Origin of the sequence: Clostridium sp. UBA7503, from assembly GCF_002477055.1 — a bacterium.
Classification (GTDB): Bacteria; Bacillota; Clostridia; order Clostridiales; family Clostridiaceae; genus Clostridium_J; species Clostridium_J sulfidigenes.
Genome location: NZ_DLNT01000025.1, coordinates 1 through 20040 on the forward strand (window position 1 = coordinate 1; position 20040 = coordinate 20040).

Sequence of the window (20040 nt, forward strand, 5' to 3'; positions counted from 1 at the left end):
GCCCATGCTGGGCGCACTTAATAGGAGCTACATGGATTAAATTCCATGTAGCTCCTGCTTTTACTGTGGTAAAAACTCTTTTATACTATTTAAAACAGCGTCTTCTAATTTTAATAAATTTCTATCCGAAACTTCATTGTTCTCTCCAGTTACACCTAAGTATATTTTCATCTTAGGTTCTGTTCCTGAAGGTCTTACTACAAAGTAACATCCATTGCAGAAGATGAATTTAATAACATTTGACTTTGGTAAATTTATAACCTCTTTACTAGAACCTTCAACATTAATACTATAACTTAGTTTATAGTCTTCCTTAACAGATATTTTATAATCTCCAAAACTTCTTATATTCTCACTTCTGAAATACTCAATTATTTCTTTAATTTTTTCTTGACCATCCTTACCTTTTAGCTCTATAGATATTAACTTTTCTTTATAATATCCATAACTTTCATATAGTTCTATTAATCCTTCATATAAAGTCTTACCTATGGATTTATAATAAAGAGTCATTTCACATATTAAAGCTGCTGCTATAACTGCATCCTTATCTCTAACAAAATCCCCTGCTAAATATCCATAACTTTCTTCAAACCCTAATAGGAACTTATTATTACCTGGAGCTTTTTCAAAGTTTCCTATAAGCTCTCCTATATACTTAAACCCTGTTAGAACTTCCTTAATCTGTACGTCAAATTTCTTACATATAGGTTTTATCATATCTGTGGAAACTATAGTTTTAATTATAGTACCCTTAGTATCTAAATTTCCTGTTTCTCTTAAGGATGATATTATATAATGAGTTAATAGTACACCTACTTGATTACCCGTAAGAACTCTATATTCACCTTTATTATCTTTCACTACAGCCCCTATTCTATCACAATCAGGATCTGTACCAAGGATTATATCAGGAGCAAAATCCCTTGCCATTTCTAAAGCTAGCTTAAATACTTTACTATCCTCTGGATTTGGATATGGTGCTGTTGGAAAAGCTCCATCAGGTAGTTCTTGTTCTTTAACTACCTCTACATTCTTATAAGACAGTTCATCTAGTACTCTTCTTACTGGAATATTGCCAGTACCATGAATAGGAGTATATATTATTTTAAGCTCCTTACCATGATTTTTTACTAGTTCTTTTCTTATGGTAAGCTCCTTTACTCTTTCTATATACGAAGTATATATTTCTTCTCCTATATAGTTAACTAATTTTTTTTCAACTGCTTCCTTAATATCCATTACTGTAACCTGGGCAAAGGAATCAATATTATTTACAAAGGTTATAATTTCATTAGCTGATGCATCTGTAACTTGACATCCATCATCACCATAGACTTTATATCCATTATACTCTTTAGGATTATGTGAAGCTGTTAATACTATGCCACCTTGGCAGTTTAACTCTCTTGCAGCATAAGAAAGCATAGGGGTAGGAGTAAGCCTATCATATAAGTATACTTTTATACCATTACCAGCTAAAACCCTAGCAGCATACTCTGAAAACTCCTTAGACATATGACGAGAATCATAAGCTATTGCAACCTTTGGAGAAGTATATTTATTATTTAAATAATTAGCAAATCCTTGTGTTGCCTTTCCTACAGTATATATATTTAACCTATTGCTCCCAGCTCCAATTATTCCTCTTAATCCTCCTGTTCCAAATTCCAGCTCTTTATAAAATCTATCTTCTAGTTCAGTTTCATCAATAATGTTTTTTAGTTCTGCTTTAGTTTTATCATCAATTTCAGGTGAATTAATCCATAAATTATATTTATCTCTATAATTCAATTATACTCCTCCCTATTTACATATTTTATCTTTTTAAATTTTTATTTTTTTATCTTTAAATATCATGTCTTTCATACTTTTAATAGTATTTCTATATAAGAATAAAACTATTAATATAACTATAATGCCAATAATTACTGTAATAATAGAAAATTCCATAAAACTTGTGTATAAAGCAAGAATAGATATAGCTAATATAGCTACTGTAGTCCTTCCTATACTATAATCCACTTTATAGAGTTTTCTAGATATTAAAGTTCTTGCATAATAAAATACTATATATGCTAGTCCTGTAGAAATACCAGCACCTTTAGCTCCTAGCATTGGTACCAAAATACTATTTCCTATAACATTAAATAGGCAAGCTATTGAAGCTATTACTATGTGATATTTAGGTTTCTTTTTAAAATTTATACCTCCAACTGATACCTCTGACATGGTATATAATACAGGCATAAATACTAAAAATGGCATTATGTAAGATGCAGTTCTATACTTAGGTCCTAAAATTAACACAATTACATCTTTAAACAATATTATGCCAATTCCTATTCCAAACATTAAAAAACTAACTATATCATTAATATTTGAAAAAAACTTTGTATCCTCTGGAGCTTTTTCATACTTTTCAAAAGCCACCGGTATCCAAAAGGTTGCAAATGATGTCTGTAATATGTTTAATATGGCTATTATACTATTAGCTGAGCTATATATTCCCACTTCATAATTACCATAAAAAGCTTTTATTGCCATCTTATCAGCAGATTGGAATAACCATGTAACCAATACTGTAAAGATCAATGGTATTCCATATTTTAAGATATCTAATTGAGAATTTTTTAGTTTTTTATCTTTAATGTTCTTAAAGTTCCAACTATCTCTCTCAGCAAATATAGATATACCTGCTACTACAGCATTTGAAATCACGGTTGCATAAGCAAGAGTTAAGAAATTATTACTATATATCATAAAAAACAATGCTATAGACATAAGATAACTTAGCTTTTGCATTACCTGTAGCATAGAATATAGTCTTCCCTTTTGCTTCATTCTTACTGTCAAAAGTGAAAATCTGCATATAGAAGCTAAAGTTACATTTAATATAAGTAATATTATAAAATTTGGATTATATTCAGATATTACATAATTTGATATAGGAACTTTAAATATAATGATTATAATCGATATTAATATATTTAATATCAAAGGAATCTTTATACTATCAAATAATAATTTGTTTCTATTAACTTCATCCTCTTCGTAAAAAAATCTTACATAAGACTGGTCTAATCCACAGGTTATAATTAACGTAAGTATGCCAGCATATAAATTGAACATTCCAAACTTACCGTATTCCACAGGCTCTATTATCCTGGTTATAATTGGAGAGGATATAAGCCCTATGATTAATACTATCCAATTCCCTATAGAGAAAGATAGAAACTTTCCAAGTAAAGAATTCTTTTTTATACCACTTAATTTTGAATTTAAATTACTCATAATCTTTAATCCTACTGATTCTCTAGAAGTTGATCCTCTGGTACATCTCTTAAAACTTTTGCTGGACTTCCAACTACTACTTTTCTAGCTGGTACATCCTTTGTAACTAAAGACCCTGCTGCTGCAAATCCTTCCTCTTCTACAACTTTACCTGGAAGTACTACCACTCCTGCTCCAAGTCTACCACCATTTTTAATAGTAATACCTTTGAACTTTCCAAATCTCTCCTTTGAACGTGCTGCATAATTATCATTTGAAGTTACAACACAAGGTGCTATAAATACATAATCCTCCACAGTAGAATATGCAGTTAAATATACATTAGTTTGAATCTTACAATTTGATCCTACAACACAGAAGTTTTCTACAGTTGAGCCTCTTCCTATAACTGTTTTATCTCCTATAGTTACATTTTCTCTTATAGTTGCCATGTCTGCAATTAATGTCTTATATCCTATGATTGCTCCTCTATAAATTATTGTAGTAGCCCCAATTAAACACCCTTCTCCTATGGTGCAGTTTGGTAACTTCTCTTCATCTTTAAATATACTGTTTACCCCCCTCATTGGAGTTTTACCTATAACAGTATTATCATCTATCCTAACATTATCTTTTATTATAGTATCTTCATGGATAACTACATTATGACCAATAATGCAGTTATCCCCTATAATAACATTATCTTCAATAACCGCAAACCTTCCTACCTTAACATTGTCTCCTATAGTAGCTTTTTCTGATATATAATTCATATATTACACTTCCTTTTTATATGCTAATCCATTATTCACTTATATTATTTTTAGATTTTATACAAAATCGAATATAACATGTTGTATTCTCTATTGTTTATTAATAACTACTAGATATATTATATCTTATTTAATACTTATCTTCTATATAAATAATTTTTCTATGCACAGCTTAAATTTAAAGATTTATTAATTTTATTAATAATATAAAAATTGACTTAAGATTAACTATCTTAAGCCAATTTTTAACTATATCCCAGATTCGTGAAGATATGACGGTACTTTTGGATTAGATGTTAATCTTATAAATAATTTACTTACTGATTTATAACCTATACCTTCTCTTATCATATCTTTATTATCTAATTCATACTCACTACATGCATTAAGAACTTTTTTCTTTTCTTCATTATTATCTGCAACACTTTCTATTAATTTATGTCTTAAAATTCCTGAGATTTTATCCTCTCTAGCTAAAAATCTACAGTCTTTTATAAGTCCATTTACATACAAACTATTAACTGTATTTCCTGTAGCTATGTGTTGCAGATGGGTTTCATATTTATAACTATGGGTAATGTGTGTTACATTATTAAAGGTATTTTCAAAATATAATACAGTATCTTTTAAAAGTTCGTTATTTATTTTATCTTCTGGTTGATTTAAAAATATTACATTTTCTAATTTTACCCCTAATCTATCTATTGCTGCTTTAAATTCATTGTCTCTTAAATTTACCTTCTGCTCATGTGTAAGATCCTTGTATCTTTCGTAATTAAACACCTTAGATCCACTTCCATCTGTAACTAGGACTATATAAACATTCTTACTTCCTACAGACTTTATAGCATCTATTACAGTGCTTCCACCAAAAATAGTTTCATCATCTTGATGTTGTACATAAAATATCACTTTATCTCCATATAAATAACTCTTAGCACGACTTATAGCAATTTCGCTTATATTTCCTAAAATAGTAGCACTCTTAGCACCTGCAATTATACTCTTATCCGAATCATCCGAAACTAAAACTACAGGCTCCTTTAATACTGAAGCTGTTAATGCATCAACTAATATATGAGACTTACTTAAATTAACATGACGTTTATCGTGGAAAAATTGATTAATAACATTCCTATTAGTATCAAATCTATCTATTCCATCAATTCTCGTAGAAAAATTATTAAAATTAGTACTCATAACTCCAGTACCACCTATAGAGTAAGATTGTACATTTTTTCTGTAAGTCGTAGAGTTACCATCTGTTAAAATTACAGGATTTCCTTTATTAGCTGCTACTGGAGCTATACTCATAGCATCCGCTTCTCCTCTAAGTCCGTTTACATAATATATTTCTCTAATACCATTTATTTTTTCAATTTTGTTTGCTATTAAAATAGATGTATCATATCTATTTTTTCCACCAATCCTTATAACTTTTTTACCCATCTTGGTTATCTTTGACTCTATATTGGAGGAAATTACGCTCTTTCCACCTATAATGTATACAGTACTCGCTTTTTTTAGCTTACTACGTGTTACTTCTGGTAGGATATTGGACTGAGTCAGTAAGATCGGAGAATTTACTGCACCACTTAACCCACTAGCAGAAAGTCCATCTGCTAATGAACTTCCATTAACTAAAATAACAGAAGAATATTGCATTTTAGATGCAATAATAGATGCTGTTTCATACCTATCTATACCACAAATATAGTCCGTATCTATTCCATATGCACTCATTATATTGAATGTTAACAATATAAATAAGCTCACTAATATCTTTGTACAGCATCTTCCCATATCAATTTCCTCCAAATATTGATAAATTATTATTATAATACTATTATTATATCATATATTTACAAACTACATCGTAATTTTCCCATATTGATTTATTTCATTTAAATAAAGAGCAAAACATAATAAATATATTTTGCTCTTTTCTTTATACTATTTCTTCATTACTATCTTCATTACTATCTTTATTATTCTCTTCAAATCTAAATTGCCCATAAGTAAATCCTTTAAACATATCAAAACTTAAATCATTTACTTTCTGATCTTTTTCAATCCAATTGGTAAATAATTTAAATGGCTCTTCACTAAAATACTTTGAATTTACTCTAGGGAATCCTTCTAATACATTAAAGCCTTCTTCCATAGCTCTTTTCACTTCTCCTAGATTATACCTAAAGTAGTATCTATGGTCACTATTTAAAATCTCCCCTATTATAAAACTATTGTTCTCTTCACTTTTCCATATAACATTAATTTTATTACTCATTATAATCTCCTCCTTCTTTTAGTCTTCTTATAGTTAAAATATCTTTTCTTTATCATAAAATTTTATTATAAACCTTTTAATATAAATTAAATTATCTTCTTTATTAATTCTATGTTTTTATTATGAAATTTATTTCTATTTAAATTAAAATAAACTTCACGGGTATAAATACTTTTTTTAACCAATAATTAAACCTTTATTAGTATATAACTATGTGACCCTAATTTCAAATATATTTATCTGATGACTATCATCACTAATATATTCTTACCAAATTTTATTTTTCAATGCTTGACCTATTGCATAAAATTAAAATGATGCTATAATTAATGTTGGTTAAAAAATTAACAATGTTATTAAATTAGGAGGGATTTTAATGTTTACTTTTGATACATCGTTAAAAAAGATTAAGCATGAGGTTCTAAAGCAAATTGTCCTTTTATCTATTAATGATAATCTAAATACCAAAGAAATATTCAATATTCATAAATTTATAGTTGATAAAGATACCCCCGCATATAGATGCTGTATTTTTAAAGAGCGTGCTATAGTAAATCAAAGAGCTAAACTAGCTGCTGGATATATGCCTATAGGGGATGAATATAGTGATCTTATTGATATTAAAAATAATGAGCAAATTATGTACGTCATAGAAGCTGCTTGTGATAGATGTCCCATAGATAAATATACCGTTACAGAGGCTTGTAGAGGTTGTATTACTCATAAATGTAAGGAAGTATGTCCTGCTAATGCCATGATGACTGTAGGTGGTAAATCATATATAAATCAGGAATTATGTAAAGAATGTGGACTTTGTAAGAAGATTTGTCCTTATAATGCTATATCTGAAGTTCGTCGTCCTTGTAAAACTTCATGCCCAACTGGAGCTCTCAAGGTAGACGAAATCACTAGACGTGCTATTATTAATGAAGATGATTGTATTCAATGTGGAGCTTGTATGACAGCTTGTCCTTTTGGTGCTATATCTGATAAAAGTCTTGTGGCTCCTGTATCCAAAAAATTATATCAGAAAAAACACAACATGATTGCAATTGTTGCCCCATCAATTTCTGGTCAGATGGGCAATAATGTTCCAATAGGTAAAATTAAATCTTCATTAAAAGCAATTGGATTTTCTGATGTGTTCGAAGCATCTTGTGGTGCAGATATGGTAACAATGCACGAAGCTAAGGAATTTGTAGAGAGAATGGAAAATGGACAAAATTATATGACTAATTCTTGTTGTCCAGGCTTCTTTAGCTACATTGAGAAAAGATTTCCTACTGAGGTTTCTCACATCTCCAATACAGTGTCTCCAATGATTGCAATTGGACGTGCTATAAAAAATGAAACTCCTGATGCTAAAATAGTATTTATCGGTCCATGTACAGCTAAGAAAGCTGAAGCTAAAAGACGGGATGTAGCTGCAGTTATTGACTACGTGCTAACCTTTGAAGAGCTTTGTGCTATATTCGATGCTTTCGATACAAATCCTGAAAACTGTAGTGAAGAGACCCTTGAAGATGGCTCAACTTTAGGTAGGGGCTTTGGTATGGCTGGTGGACTTACTGCTGCTATAGAAAATTATGTTAGTACAGAAAATATTGATGTAGAATTTAAACCAGTAAAAGTTTCAGGTTCTACAGAAATAAAAAAAGCTTTAAACATGGCAAAAATAAACAGACTACAAGGTAACTTTATTGAAGGAATGATGTGTAATGGTGGATGTATAAATGGTGCTGGAATCTTCTCAGATCCTGTGACCACTAAGGGAATCTTTATTAAAGAAGGTAAAAGTTCATCTATAAAAAATGTGTCTGATAATAAGGCTAATAAACTTATGGGAAAAGTATCCTTAGATAGATAAACAATAAAAAAGTGGATTCTAAAATCCACTTTTTTATTGTTTAAATTATTTTATATTTAATTTTATTTATTTCTTACAAGAATCTCTTTCAACTATGTTATATGGTAATCTGTAATAAGTCTCTTCAACCGGAATCTTATTTACAAGCTTTATAAGAAGTCTCATTCCCACAGATCCCATATCGTATAGGGGACGAGAAACTGTAGTAAGCTTAGGATAAAATACTCCTGATAATGCTATATTATCAAAGCCTATAACATTTATATCTTCTGGTACCCTAATTCCTTTTTCTCTTAACGCATTTATAACTCCAAGAGCTGATTGATCGCTTCCACATAAAACTGCATCAATCTTATTATCTTTTATAATATGAGTGATTCCTTCAAAGCCGTCCTCATATTTTAAACTTCCAAGATAAACTAGTTTTTCATTGAAACAATTCTCTTCATCCATGGCGTCTTTATAGCCATGATACATTTTTTTATATTCAGTAGCATTTTCTTTAATGTATCCTATATATGCTATGTTTTTATTATTTTTTGAGAATAGATAATTTACAGCATCGTATGCAGCAGTATAACTATCTATACCTACACTAGGAACATCTCCTTCATCATCCATAGCACCTATTGATACTACAGGAGTGCCAACAGATTTTATAGCTGCCTTTATCTCTTTATCTAGACGGTCTCCCATATATATTATACCGTCTACCATCTTCTCTCTTAATATATTAAAACTTTCTTTTTCTCTACTCTTGTCTAGATCAGTATTACATAACATTATATTATAATTATAAATACTTGCTAAGTCCTCTGCCCCTCTTACAATCTCAGGGAAAAGGGAATTTGATATATCTGGTATTATTATACCAATTGTGCTTGACCTTTGAGTCTTTAAGCTTCTTGCTAAAATATTTGGTCTATAATCTAACTTGTCTATTGCATCTAGAACTCTTTGCTTTGTCTCTTGATTGACTACATCTATATCATTTAATACTCTTGAAACTGTGGCAATAGAAACATTTGCTTCTTTTGCTACATCTTTAATTGACGCTGCCACTATATATCACCTCTCTTATTATTCTGCATATTTTTAATACATATATACCTTATTTATACTATAAAGTAAAGTATAATTATAAAGTTTAGATGGAGCAATTTATTATCATATTAACTCCATCTAAACTACTTAATATTTTAATTTAACATATTATTATTAAACTCTTTCTACATGTAATAATAACTTTTCACCATTAATTTTAACTTCATTTATAGCCTTATCACTATTATAGGCTACAGTTAATGCTAATGTATCTTTCTTTATTTGATTTTCAAACTTTCTTATTACATTCTCTAAGATTTCATTTCCAGCAAAGTATAAGTTTATCTTGTCTGAAACTTCAAATCCTGTTTCTTTTCTCATGTTTTGTATTTTGCTTAGAACTTCTCTTATGTGACCTTCTTCTCTAAGTTCTTCTGAAATATTTGTATCTAATACTACACCTATTTCACCTTCCCCAGCAAAAGCAAATCCTTCTAAGCCCTGCATTGTTACAAGTAAATTTTCTTTATTTAACTCTATTTCAGTTCCATCTACATTTATTGTAACCACTTCACCATTATTTACTCTTTGTGCAAGATCCATTTGATTCATTGAGGCTATACCTTTTCTGATTCCTGGAATCATTTTTCCGTAAGCCTTTCCTAGTACTGGAAGATTAGGTTTTATTTCAAAGTTAACATATTTAGAAAGGTTTGCTCCTAGTTCTACTTGTTTAATATTAAGCTCATCCTTAACTATGTGTCCATAATATTCTGGAAGTGAATCTACAGATACAAGCATTTTTCCAAGTGGCTGTCTATTCTTAATATTAGCCCCATTTCTTGCACTTCTTCCAAGCTTAACTATCTTATATGCCTTATCCATTTCATCTTCTAATACCTCATCTACATCAGCTTTAACGTATTCTGGCCATTTACATAGGTGAACACTCTCTTCTGCATCCTTATCAAAAGCAACAACAAGATTTTGATATAACTCTTCTGTTATAAATGGTATAAATGGTGCAGCTATTTTAGAGAATGATACAAGTACTCTATATAAAGTCATGTAAGCACCTATCTTATCCTCTGTAAGCTCTTCACCCCAGAATCTTGCTCTGTTTCTTCTAACATACCAGTTAGATAATTCATCTACAAAATCTTCTAATTCTTTAGCTCCTTGAGTTATTCTGTAGTTTTCTAAATGCTCATCTATATTTTTAACTAATGTATTCAGCTTAGACATCATCCATTTATCCATTATATTTTCTGATTTAAAATCTTTATAATCCATTGGATTAAAATTGTCTAATTCTGCATATAGAACATAGAAGGAATACACATTCCATAGTGTTCCTATAAATTTTCTTTGAGCTTCTATAACAGCTTCTTCATAGAATCTTGATGGAAGCCATGGTGCACTACCAGTATAGAAATACCATCTTAAGGCATCTGCTCCTTCATTTTCAAGTACTGTAAATGGACTAAGTACATTCCCTTTATGTTTAGACATCTTAAGTCCATCTTTGTCTAAAACGTGTCCTAGTACTATACAATTTTCAAAAGGATTATTCTCAAACACAGTTGTAGAAATAGCAAGAAGTGTATAGAACCATCCTCTTGTTTGGTCTACAGCTTCTGAAATAAACTGTGCTGGGAAGTTTGCTTCAAATAGTTCTTTATTTTCAAAAGGATAGTGATATTGAGCAAATGGCATTGAACCTGAGTCAAACCAACAATCTATAACTTCTTCAACCCTTGTCATTTCCTTTTGGCAGTGTGGACAAGTAAGCTTAACCCTATCAATATATGGCTTATGAAGCTCTATTCCCTCTGGTACACTTACACCTTTTTTCTTAAGTTCTTCAACACTTCCTATTAACTCTCTGTGCCCACATTCACATTCCCAAATTGGAAGTGGAGTACCCCAATATCTATTTCTAGAAATTCCCCAATCAATTACATTCTCAAGGAATTTACCCATTCTACCTGTTTTTACATTGTCAGGCATCCAATTTATTTTGTTATTATTTTCAATAAGTTGGTCCCTTACTGAAGACATTCTTACAAACCAACTTTCTCTTGGATAATAAAGAAGTGGTGTATCACATCTCCAGCAATGTGGATATGAGTGCATAAATTTCTCACTCTTATAAAGAATATTATTTTCTTTTAAATAAGCTAAAATCTTCTCATCTGCTTTTTTTACAAATATTCCAGCCCAAGGAGTTACTGCTGGAACAAAGTTACCTTCTCCATCTACTAGATTAATCATAGGAAGACCATATTTCTTTCCTAATTGATTATCATCATCTCCATAAGCAGGTGCTATATGAACTATTCCAGTACCATCTGTTAATGTTACAAAATCTCCATGAACTATATAAAATGCTTTTTCTTCAGGCACTTCGAACTTAAACATTTGCTCATATTCTTTTCCAAGCAATGTTTCTCCTTTAAATTCAGCTACCACTTCATACTCACCTTGAAGTTTGTTTAAAAGAGCTCTTGAAAGAATTAGATATTCACCTTCATGTAAAACTTCCACATAATCATAAGATTTATTGATAGCAAGAGCAACGTTACTTGGTAATGTCCAAGGAGTTGTTGTCCATACTAATACATATTTGTCTTCATCTTTTAATTTAAATTTTACATAAGCCGAGCTATCTTTTACATCTTTATATCCCTGTGCTACTTCGTGAGATGATAAAGTAGTTCCACATCTTGGGCAATAAGGCATTACTTTGTGTCCTTTATATAATAAATCCTTATTCCACATTTGCTTTAAAGCCCACCATACTGATTCTATATAATCATTATGATAAGTTACATATGGATTTTCCATGTCAATCCAATAACCAAGCCTTTCAGACATTTCTCTCCACATTTCAACGTAAGAGAATACACTATCTTTACATTGAGTAACAAATTCTTCTACACCATACTTTTCAATCTCAGGCTTTCCTGAAATTCCAAGTTTCTTTTCAATTTCAAGTTCTACTGGAAGACCATGAGTATCCCATCCAGCTTTTCTTAAAACCTTATATCCTTTCATAACTTTGTATCTTGGGATTATATCTTTCATAACTCTAGTTATAACATGGCCTATGTGTGGTTTACCATTAGCGGTTGGCGGTCCATCATAGAACGTAAAATATTCACCTTCATCATTTAAGTCGAAGTTCTTTTGTATTACGTCTTTTTCTTCCCAAAGCTTTAACATATCTTTCTCAATGTCCATAAAAGACTTTGTGTTGTCAATTTTCTTATACATATATTTTTCCTCCTTACATAGTTTATCTGTACCATTTCTGGTTAATCTCATGGGATCTTTTAAATATTGTAAAGTATTATAAGGTCAAATTAATTTAATAGTATATATTCCTAATTTTATCCATATCATACATTAATTAATCTAATATATCCTGGATAAAAATTAAAACTCCGCCCTACTAAGGACGAAGTTACTTCGCTATACCACCTACAGTGTTGATAATTTCGGATACTAACATATCCTATTCCTTAACGCAGAAATACGGAAAAACTTACTAAATTTCAGTTCTCAGCTCCTAGGTGATCTTCCTCTAATTATTCACTATGGGTTTTCACCTACCCCCACTCTCTTTAAGCTACCTTTTAGAGTACTGTCCTGTTCTTAGCTTTTATCTATACTATCTTATAAATTAATTTTACATCTATTATATTATATAAAAATTTTAATGTAAAGGCCTTTATCTCTAATAACATAATAAAATATTATTTAATCTACTACAATTTTGTCTAATCTCATTATTGTAGTCATCTTATTAAATTAAAATGTTCTTTTCACATACTAAAGCATAAATTAAGCTAAGCTGTTAATAATTAAAATAGACTAAATAATTAACTTTACTTAATTAGGAGGTACTACCTATGGTAATTACTTGGTTTGGACATTCTTGCTTTCTACTTGAAAATTCTCATGGAGAAAAGATACTTATGGATCCTTTTAATAAATGTTTAGGTGGAACACCCTATAAAGGTTCTGTAGATATAGTTACCATCAGTCATGACCATTTTGATCATAACTATACGGATTTAATAAACCCTGGTGCAATTATTATAAACACACCTTGCTCATATGAAAGCTCTTCTATTAAAATTCAAGGCTTTCCATCTTATCATGACAATATAAAGGGAGCTAAACGTGGTGACAATATAATTTACTTAATAGAAACGGATAGCTTAAAACTATGTCATTTAGGAGATCTTGGACATATGCTAGCAGCTGAAGAATTAGATTTATTGGGCACTGTAGATATACTCTTCATACCAGTAGGGAGTAATTTTACCATTGCTCCTGAAATTGCTGCCACTCTTTGCAATAAAATCCAAAGTAAACTAGTAATTCCAATGCATTATAAAGTTCCACATATAGACTTTCCTGTTCATGGAATAGAAAATTTCATATCTTTTATGAAAAATGCTGTAAACCTGAAATCTCATACATTAGCTATAAACCAACCTTTAGAAGGTGTAAATTTAGTTAAAATTTTTGAACTCTAATCTTAAAACTAGATTAGAGTTCTATTGAATTAAAAAAATATAGATGTATTTGCTGTTATTTGTTGTTATATATCATTTTTTACCTTATAATTTAAGTAATAATATGAAATATATTCTATGGGAAAATATTGTTGAGAAAGGACTGTTAATTAATGAATGATAAAGCATTGAAAGTTTTATGTACACTTGCAACGGGCACAGCCATTGCTACTTCTATGCAAGTTATAGCTATAGCTGATCCAGCTCAAACTTCAAATTCTTCATACAACTCTGAAGTTACAGGAACTATAACTGCAGATGTATTAAATATAAGATCAAATCATAATACCAGTAGTAATATTATTGGTAGAATAAATTATAATACTAAAGTATTAATTCTAGAGATATCAAATGGATGGTATAAAATTAAATATAATAATACTACGGGTTGGATTTCTGGAGAATATGTAAGACTAGATAATAATTCTAATACAGTACAAGCATCTAAGAATGGAATCGTTACAGCTACTGCCTTAAATGTGCGTTCTGCAGGTAATACTAACAGTAGAATTATTGGCTCTCTTTCTAAAAATGCTAAAGTCCAAATAATATCTACTAGCAATGGTTGGCACAAAATTAAATATAATAATACTACGGGTTTTGTTAGTGCTGAATACATTAATACTTCTTCAACTAATACAAACTCAGGTAATAGTACTAATAATAACTCTTCTACTGATAGTACCGTTAAATCTACGGGTTTTGTTAATGCAGATGCTCTAAATGTTCGTTCTAGTGGAAATACTAGTTCTAAAATAGTTGGAACTCTATATAAAAATTCTAAGGTTGAAATACTGTCAACCAGCAACGGTTGGCACAAAATCAAATTTAAAGGTAGTACAGCCTTTGTAAGTTCAGAATTCATATCAAAGAATAGTAGTTCTACTGACAAGAATCCTGGTACAGGTACTGTTACACCACCTGAAGTAACTCCACCTTCTCACACTGTAAACGGTAAGGTTGCAATTGTTAATGCAGATGCTTTAAATGTCCGTTCTGGAGCTGGCACTAGCCATGCTATCATAACTACAGTAAGATATGGTAGTAAATTACCTATTATTTCTTATACTAATGGTTGGTATAATGTTAAGGTAGGTAATACTAATGGATATATTAGCGGTGACTATGTAACCATAAGTGATGAAAATCAATCATCAAATCCTATAGTAAAGGAAACTCCTCTTATTCAAAGTAACTATACTGGAGATGATATAGTTTCTAAAGCTGAAGAATACCTTGGAGTACCATACCTTTGGGGTGGATTTACCCCTGTAGGTTTTGATTGTTCTGGGCTTGTACAATATGTGTACAAGCAACTAGGTATCTCTCTAGAAAGATCTACATACTATCAAGTGCATCAAGGTGTTATTGTTGATCGTAAGGATTTAAAACCTGGAGATTTAATCTTCTTTACTACTAATGATGATGATTCTAATGATATATCTCATGTAGGAATCTATAAAGGTAATGATTTATTTATACAATCTCCTAAACCCGGTGACTGCGTAAGAGTTTCTAACTTAAATTCTGCTTATTATAGTAATAGATATTATATTGCTAAACGTATAATAAAATAGTATAAAAAATTTCAAATTGAGAACACTATAATTAATATCTAAGAAATTAGATATGGTCAAATATTTTGAAAGGAGATTCCGTGCTTATCTTAATAATATTAAGATTTGATGCCCTAGAGTACACGACCAACAGGAGTAGCACCGCAAAACTGAGTATGTTGAAAAGGGTGCAACTATTTAAGTTGCTTAACGGAGATTATATGGAAGTAGGAACAGTAAAATGGTTTAATAGTGAAAAAGGGTTTGGATTTATATCTATGGAAGGTCATGAAGATGTATTTGTACATTTCTCTGCTGTAACAGGAGATGGCTATAAGGTTCTTGATGAAGGACAAAAGGTTCAGTTTGAAATAGTTAGTGGGGATAGAGGCCCTCAAGCAGCAAATGTTACAAAAATATAAATATATATTTTAAAGAAATATGTATTATTCATCATTATAGAGACACGATTAAAATTCGTAGTCTCTATTTTTATCCGGTTTCTATAAGGCTCTATTGAACTATAAAACTATGTGTGCTATCATGAAAATATAAAATAATATTATTGTGCTAGGGGTGCTTCGGCTGAGAAATGATATTTCATTACCCTTTACCTGACCTAGATAATGCTAGCGTAGGGAAGCGATTAATAAGCTTAAGTTAATGCTTAGTTATTTAGCCGTGTTCTTACGAACATGGCTTTTTTGTAGAGTATACTTCAGCTTCAACATTAGTCCTTAGCACTAGTTAATTAAAGGAGGACTCTCTATGAATATCTTAGCAAATATGAAAAATATTCTAGCTAGTTGGACAACTATTGCCACCTTATTTGGTGTCCTAATTCTATTATGTGTGTTTATAAAAGTTAAACATATCAAGTTTACTTCTAGGCTAACAACTCATATAGCCTTAGCAGTTGCCATGTCGGTAATTCTTCAATTTTTCAAATTTTTTGAATTTCCTTTAGGTGGAAGTGCAACCCTTGCTAGTATGCTACCTATAATTTTAATATCTTTAATTTATGGACCTACTATAGGAATGTTCACTGGCTTTGTGTACGGAATATTAAACTTTGTTATAGGACCTACATATATTCTGCATCCTATTCAAGTTCTTTTTGACTATACTCTACCTTTTATGGCAATTGGATTTTCAGGATTTTTTAAGAAAAATAAATATTTAGCTATAATAGTGGCTTTCTTTGCAAGATTTATATTCCACTACATAGCGGGAATAATTTTCTGGGGAAGTTATGCTGCTGAATATAACTTAACTCCGGCAGTATATTCATTAGTATATAATGGTACTTATATTCTTATAGATTGTATAATTTGCTTAGCTGTATGCTCAGTTATAAATTTAAGTAGTCTTACAAAAAGATTAGCTCCTTATACTAATAATTCTATACAATAATCAAAAGGATATAGCATGATGTTCATTTAATCATCACGCTATATCCTTTTAATTACTATACTTATTTTACTTTTAGAATTCTTTGGGTTCTTCATCACTTATGCTAAACTTCCATTCTCCACGATCATAAACGTTACTTATATAATAGCTAGTGGAGGAAGCATTTTCAGTCTTTTCAAATGTAACAATACCTTTATATTTCTTAGATGTATATCCTTCTGTTTTTATATTCATAACTACATTAAAGTCGTCTCTGGTAACAGAGTTATCCATAAATGTTACTGATTTAAGTTTATTTACTTTCTTCTTAAATTCCTCAATCTCTGTGGATATTTGAAAACGTGCAGCCATATTATCACTAGATATATTAACTCCAACATTACCTGCATCTTTATTAGCGGATACGTACTTATCTAAACAACTTAAAATAGAAGTATAATATATATACTCAAAGTCGATAGGTTTTCTTATATTTGCAAAGTTTTTTATAATATCATTATCAAGCCTCTTAGAAACAATATACTTATTATCATCATTATACAAATTTGCCCCATCCTTTTTATCAAGTCCAGCTACATAATTAAAGGTCTTAAATTCTGTTGGGCTCTCATATATCTCCAGAGTATAGTCTGGCTCTAAAGTTGACTTTTTCTCAACAACACTTGCACTAGAAAGTATACTATATATATCATTTATTACATCTTTGTCAGTAACAGCAAACTTGTAACTTTTATCTCTAGTACTCTGAATTGTAACCTTCATAATGTTCCTTTCTTGCATATAGTTAAAATCACCATTTCCCCTTATACCACAAGCGGAAATTAGTAATGATGATATTATTAATAATATAACTATGAAATTACTTTTTACTCTTCTCACCTTTGCCCTCCACTTGAAAAATTCTTAGAATTTTTCATTCTTTATCATATGTTTTATTATAATAGTTGTTATACATTAAATCAAATAACTCTTTTACTTTTCAAAGGAAAAAGTTTTAATTATATTCTCAAATACCACTTGTGTATTCTCTCTAGCTTTTTTATCACTAATTATAAATGTTATTCTAGCTACGTAATCATCGTATGGAACATAATATTCATAGGTTCTTTTTACATTTTCTTTACTACTTTTTAAATCATACTTAATATAATCTAATTCTATATTATCTATCTTTACTTTTTCTTTTTTATAGTCTTTTATTCCCATGCCTTCTACATCTGCTATGCACTTATCTATTGTTGCTTTAACACCTTCACTGCTACTTATGAACTCTATAGAACCATAAGTATTAGCATCATTTGAAACAAACTCATTTAAGTATACAACTTTATCATCTTTATTCTCTTTTATTGTAGTTAACCAGCTACTAGGTAACTTATATTTTATTTTACCATCTAGAATATCATATTGCTTAAATTCAACCATACTATTTTGAGTTAATGTAGCTGTTCTTAGACTTTCTTCAAAATATTTTCCAACTCCTAATATAACTATCATAAGCCCTGCTAGTATTATTGCTAATCCTAATTTTCTCATATTATCATCTACTAATTTCATATGTTACCCTCCCTTTATTAATATACTATGTACCTTTTTCAAAAAATAGAATAAACTCCGAATAAAATTCGGAGTTTTAAACTCATATATTATCTTATCTCTTAACTGGTACAACCACAGTATTGCCTTTTATATCATAATACATTAACCAATGACCTGTTTTATCATTATCTTCATCTGGCATGAAAGTTACGAAACCAGTCTTTCCTTCATATGGTTGGTCTGCCAAATCTCTTGTGCCTGGTATTGCATATATAATATATTTTAAATTACCTTCATCATCACATTTATATCCAACCATGAAATTTCCATGTCGTGATATATAAGGATAATAGCAAATCATCGGATAAAACACCACAGAATATTTATTGTAATCATAAACACAATACATATCCTCTAATTTTTTTACATGAGCTTTATACCAAAAACAGTTTTTAATATTCTCATTACTGCCAATCTTCTCTAAACCATAGATTACTTCTTTAAAAAATTTACCCATAGTTCCGATTGGATAATCCTTATCATTCCATTCATTTTTTTTATATTTCTCAGGTTTACAATCTTCATATTTTTTATTTATATCGTCATAATCATATGACTTTTTCACCTTACAATCCTCATATTTATTCTTCTTTTTAGAGTGTTTTTTTCTATAATCTTTTAACCTTTCTATTTCTTTTTCATATTCTTCAAATATTCTATTCTCCTCATCAATATAGTCTTCATCATTACTTTCTAATTGCTCATTTATTAGATCATTCTTTACCAAAGGTTCAATCTCTTCAACATCAATAATATCTACTTCATCACTTATATAATTTTCATCGCTTCTTGTATTAGACATTGGAGTAGGGGTGATTCCAGGTATATTTATATTAGGGATAGGAGTAGAAGTACTCCCAGGTATATTAGGAATAATTCCACCATATGGAGGATTAGTAATGTTTGTATTATCAGTTCCTACATTTTGTGGCATTCCTGTTTGTTGCTGTATATTATCAATTCCTGTATTTTGCGGCATTCCTGTTTGTTGCTGTATATTATTGGTGTTGTTTTGTATAATTCCAGCATTACTTTCTTGCTGCCCCAAATTTGTATTTTGAATTTGAGGCACTACTTTATTAATATTTTCATTATATGATTTTGGAGTTTTTTTTACTGGTGTAGTTTTACTATTATTTTCTTTTACAGTATTACTATCACTCTTGGCTAGAGGATAGTTCTGCCAGTTTTTAAGCTCTTCCCCTCCAATAAACCCTACCATTACAGGCATAACTTTATCTTCACTTATCTTACCAATAGCTGCTCCTTGCACCTTGTCCATACCTATGTTTGTATTTACTAAATTATTAGCATCAAATTCATTGCTAACATCAGCTTTTCCTCCATCATCTATATTGATTCGACCAAGATTTATTAGTTCATTACCATTATTTCCTTGAACTATTAAAATCATAAAGTATGGGCCCTTTTGCTTTTTAAGATTTTGAGCATAAAATGAGGCTTTTGCTTTATCATTTCTTACCTCTAACTTAGCGTAGCCTGAAGGTGTTTTATTGGAATCTAGTCCATATCCTTTTTGATCTTCTTGTAATATTATAAAAAATCTATTATAGCTTTTTCTAGACGGCATACTCTTTACCTCCACTTTTATTTATACATTATAATATATGACTATTATGTA

General features: G+C 30.0%; 15 protein-coding genes, 1 riboswitch and 1 other annotated feature. Of the genes, 5 read left to right on the plus strand and 10 right to left on the minus strand.

Translation table 11 applies throughout. From position 1 onward, the window contains the following. Positions 1–60: 60 nt before the first annotated feature. The 5 genes from B3630_RS07420 to B3630_RS07440 form a co-directional block, all read right to left on the minus strand. Complete coding sequence (locus B3630_RS07420) at positions 61–1794, minus strand: phospho-sugar mutase (RefSeq protein WP_346896851.1); 1734 nt, start codon at positions 1792–1794, stop codon at positions 61–63. 33 nt (positions 1795–1827) lie between these two features. Continuing rightward, entirely contained in the window at positions 1828–3294 is a 1467-nt protein-coding gene (locus tag B3630_RS07425; RefSeq protein ID WP_346896854.1) for a lipopolysaccharide biosynthesis protein, read from the minus strand. Positions 3295–3305: 11 nt separating this feature from the next. Beyond that, a complete protein-coding gene (locus B3630_RS07430; RefSeq protein ID WP_346896856.1) occupies positions 3306–4046 on the minus strand; it encodes an N-acetyltransferase in 741 nt (246 codons plus the stop codon). Between the two features lie 249 nt (positions 4047–4295). Further along, on the minus strand, positions 4296–5849 hold the full coding sequence (locus B3630_RS07435) for a cell wall-binding repeat-containing protein (protein ID WP_346896858.1): 1554 nt from the start codon (positions 5847–5849) through the stop codon (positions 4296–4298). A gap of 145 nt (positions 5850–5994) precedes the next feature. Further along, positions 5995–6333 carry a hypothetical protein gene (locus B3630_RS07440; protein ID WP_346896860.1) on the minus strand — a complete coding sequence of 113 codons (339 nt, stop codon included), beginning with the start codon at positions 6331–6333 and terminating at the stop codon, positions 5995–5997. Positions 6334–6709: 376 nt separating this feature from the next. Between B3630_RS07440 and B3630_RS07445 the strand changes: the two genes are divergently transcribed. Next, positions 6710–8200: a 4Fe-4S dicluster domain-containing protein gene (locus B3630_RS07445; RefSeq protein WP_346896862.1), complete on the plus strand. Its 1491-nt coding sequence runs from the start codon at positions 6710–6712 to the stop codon at positions 8198–8200. Between the two features lie 66 nt (positions 8201–8266). Here the strand turns inward: B3630_RS07445 and B3630_RS07450 are convergent, their stop codons facing one another. Both B3630_RS07450 and ileS read right to left on the minus strand, forming a co-directional pair. Further along, positions 8267–9262 carry a LacI family DNA-binding transcriptional regulator gene (locus B3630_RS07450; RefSeq protein ID WP_346896864.1) on the minus strand — a complete coding sequence of 332 codons (996 nt, stop codon included), beginning with the start codon at positions 9260–9262 and terminating at the stop codon, positions 8267–8269. Between the two features lie 156 nt (positions 9263–9418). Further along, positions 9419–12520: an isoleucine--tRNA ligase gene (gene ileS / locus B3630_RS07455; RefSeq protein ID WP_346896866.1), complete on the minus strand. Its 3102-nt coding sequence runs from the start codon at positions 12518–12520 to the stop codon at positions 9419–9421. Positions 12521–12697: 177 nt separating this feature from the next. After that, positions 12698–12912 (minus strand) — a binding site (T-box leader). A 246-nt stretch (positions 12913–13158) separates the two neighbouring features. Between ileS and B3630_RS07460 the strand changes: the two genes are divergently transcribed. The 4 genes from B3630_RS07460 (at position 13159) to thiT (ending at position 16799) form a co-directional block, all read left to right on the plus strand. Further along, positions 13159–13791 (plus strand): MBL fold metallo-hydrolase, encoded by a 633-nt coding sequence (locus B3630_RS07460; protein ID WP_346896868.1) that lies wholly within the window; start codon positions 13159–13161, stop codon positions 13789–13791. 152 nt (positions 13792–13943) lie between these two features. Next, positions 13944–15407 (plus strand): SH3 domain-containing protein, encoded by a 1464-nt coding sequence (locus B3630_RS07465; RefSeq protein ID WP_346896870.1) that lies wholly within the window; start codon positions 13944–13946, stop codon positions 15405–15407. Between the two features lie 200 nt (positions 15408–15607). Further along, on the plus strand, positions 15608–15808 hold the full coding sequence (locus tag B3630_RS07470) for a cold-shock protein (protein WP_035130858.1): 201 nt from the start codon (positions 15608–15610) through the stop codon (positions 15806–15808). A gap of 140 nt (positions 15809–15948) precedes the next feature. Next, positions 15949–16044, plus strand: a riboswitch (TPP riboswitch). Between the two features lie 110 nt (positions 16045–16154). Beyond that, positions 16155–16799 (plus strand): energy-coupled thiamine transporter ThiT, encoded by a 645-nt coding sequence (gene thiT, locus B3630_RS07475; RefSeq protein ID WP_346896872.1) that lies wholly within the window; start codon positions 16155–16157, stop codon positions 16797–16799. A 72-nt stretch (positions 16800–16871) separates the two neighbouring features. Here the strand turns inward: thiT and B3630_RS07480 are convergent, their stop codons facing one another. The 3 genes from B3630_RS07480 to B3630_RS07490 form a co-directional block, all read right to left on the minus strand. Next, the gene (locus B3630_RS07480) at positions 16872–17678 is read right to left on the minus strand and encodes a hypothetical protein (RefSeq protein WP_346896875.1); all 807 of its coding nucleotides are present in this window, start codon (positions 17676–17678) and stop codon (positions 16872–16874) included. A gap of 93 nt (positions 17679–17771) precedes the next feature. Then, positions 17772–18356, minus strand: a complete 585-nt coding sequence (locus tag B3630_RS07485; RefSeq protein WP_346896877.1) for a hypothetical protein — start codon at positions 18354–18356, stop codon at positions 17772–17774. Positions 18357–18450: 94 nt separating this feature from the next. Next, positions 18451–19989: a hypothetical protein gene (locus B3630_RS07490; RefSeq protein WP_346896879.1), complete on the minus strand. Its 1539-nt coding sequence runs from the start codon at positions 19987–19989 to the stop codon at positions 18451–18453. Between the last annotated feature and the right edge of the window lie 51 nt (positions 19990–20040).